Annotated in this window: 2 protein-coding genes; both read right to left on the reverse strand. The window is 60.4% G+C overall.

The window, feature by feature from the left end; all coding sequences use genetic code 11:
* Positions 1 to 1,336, reverse strand: a 1,336-nt coding sequence (locus ACH2EH_RS04780; RefSeq protein ID WP_395139452.1) for a DUF3084 domain-containing protein, incomplete at its 3' end; no start/stop codon positions are given.
* A 7-nt stretch (positions 1,337 to 1,343) separates the two neighbouring features.
* On the reverse strand, positions 1,344 to 2,126 hold a 783-nt coding region (locus ACH2EH_RS04785), incomplete at its 5' end, for an LptF/LptG family permease (protein WP_395139454.1).

Genomic DNA, 2,126 nt, shown 5'->3' on the forward strand with positions numbered 1-2,126 from the left:
TGTTCCCATCCAGAGTGAGCTCTCCCAGCGACTGTCCAGCGGTCAGGATCAGCGGGTTGCGCCAGGTGCGAATGTCCACGGGCACCGGCTCCCCCACGACGGCATTGCCCAGCGCTGTCACCACTACCACCACTTCCTCTTTGGACTTGCTGATATTTAGGGCGGCGGTATGAAGCGCGGAAACCTCGTCTAGTGTCTGGAGCTTACCTCTATCATCGGCGATACGGCGATCGGGAATCCAGACCGAGCGTATCGCGCCGGGTGCGGTTCGTGCGCCGCGCCGCTCCGCCTGACGAGAGGCGAGAGTCAGCAGGCCTTCTAAAATGTTGTGAACCTTCCACTCATTTCCGGTCGCCACGGAAAGACGGGCCACTTCCTCTCCCACTCGGTAGCTAATCTGCCCATTGCGAAGAGCGACCGTGATTTTAAACACCTCATTGATAGACTCCTGGGCTTCGTCGCGACGCTTCTCCAGTTCCTTGCGCTGCTTCTCCAGTTGCTCTAGTTCTGCTGCCAGACGAACCACTTCTTGTTTTTGAAGCACTGCCTGTCCCTCCTGCATATCCAGTGTCCGCTGTTGCTCACTCAGCCGCTGTGTCTGCTCCATCACTCGCCCACTTAGCTTGTCCAGCTCGCTTTTTTGCCCTTCAAGTCGGCGTTTTTGCTCCTGTACGACGAGGTTGAAATCACTCGTCGCACGCTCGGCGAGACTCTGTGCTCTCTTGGCTTCTCCACGCGCTGTTGCCAGCCTGCCTTCGACGAGCTTTGCCGCAGCTTCGGTGCGCTCACGACGGAGCCGGGCTTCTTCCACGGCACTGTGCGCTAGAGTCACCTGCCGCTGCGCCGCTTCCAGTGAGCCCTGGGTTCGCCCGAGGTGGCCTTTCTCAGCAGTGAGGGCAGCCTCGGCCTGAGCAAGTGTCTTCGTGGCAGTGGCGAACTTCCCCTCTGCTTCGGTGCGCCGTCGGGCCGCTTCATCGCGCGCTTTCTCGGTTTTCTGGCGCTCCTGCTCGGCCCGTGTGGCGTCGCTCTGTAGAAGACGAACACGCTGGCCACTCTGACGAATCTGCTCACTGAGCTGCTCATTCTCGCGACGGAGCTGACTGCCACGCTGCACCACATCCCGAAAGCTCTCCGACGAGAGAAACATCGCTCCAAAAGACGCAGCTGTGATACCTACCCCGGAGAGAATGGTGATGAGCGTGGCGGTATGGCGAGGTCTCAGCCCGAAAAGGGAGTGGCGACGTTTACCAATGACGTGGCCGATCTTGTCCCCTGCCCAGGCAATAAAACCTGAAACTGGTACCAGGAGAGCAAAAAAGAGCAGTGTCGTGTTCACGATATTTCTAGTTTACCGCGCCCTTCTGCGCGACCCGCCAGATTAGCCAGATTCCCAGCCCGATTCCTACCCCATTGGGAATCTGACAGGCTGCCAGCGCAGGAAGCCCCCCGCCTTTACCGATCGCCTGGAAGATCTGCACCGTCGTCCAATAAACAAACGTCACGAGCACCGAGAGGCCAAAACCAAGCCCCTTGCCCGAGCGGGTTCTCTGAACTCCCAGCGGTGCCCCGACCATGGCAAAGACGAGCGCCGCCAGCGGAAACGAGACACGCCCCTGCGCCTCTATCTCCGCCTCACGCGCCGCCGCATGATCCCCTTCCGCATGGCGCAGGCGTGCCCGCTGTGCGAGCAGTGCCGTGGAGAGCTCCGTGACCCGGCCCTCCAGGCTCTCCAGATCCTTAGGAGCGCCCAGCTCCACCTCGCGCAGCTTAACACTGTCGCTCGTCATTACCTGAAGCGTGCTCTTATCCGCAATCCACAGCTCATCCTTGTTATCCTCGGTCAGTACCCACGAGCGTGTCCCGATCTTCCAGTCCGCCCGCCGCGCTCCCACAGCCGCCGTGGGTAAGCCTTTGTCATAAATAAGAATGCCGACACGATCCAGAGAGGCCGTTCCCCCTCTGCCGAAGCGCACTCCTCCTGCCGCATACACCACATACTGCTGCTCGTCGCTCACTTTCACCGCTAGAGTGAAGGCATCGGTTGTCGTCGCTGCGGTGGAGCCACGCTGGCGAATCTCCCGTGCCATCTGCTCACGCTTCTGGTTCGCGGCGGGGATCAGGCTCTG

Origin of the sequence: Armatimonas sp. (assembly GCF_043760365.1) — a bacterium.
In the GTDB taxonomy this organism is placed as follows: Bacteria; Armatimonadota; Armatimonadia; order Armatimonadales; family Armatimonadaceae; genus Armatimonas.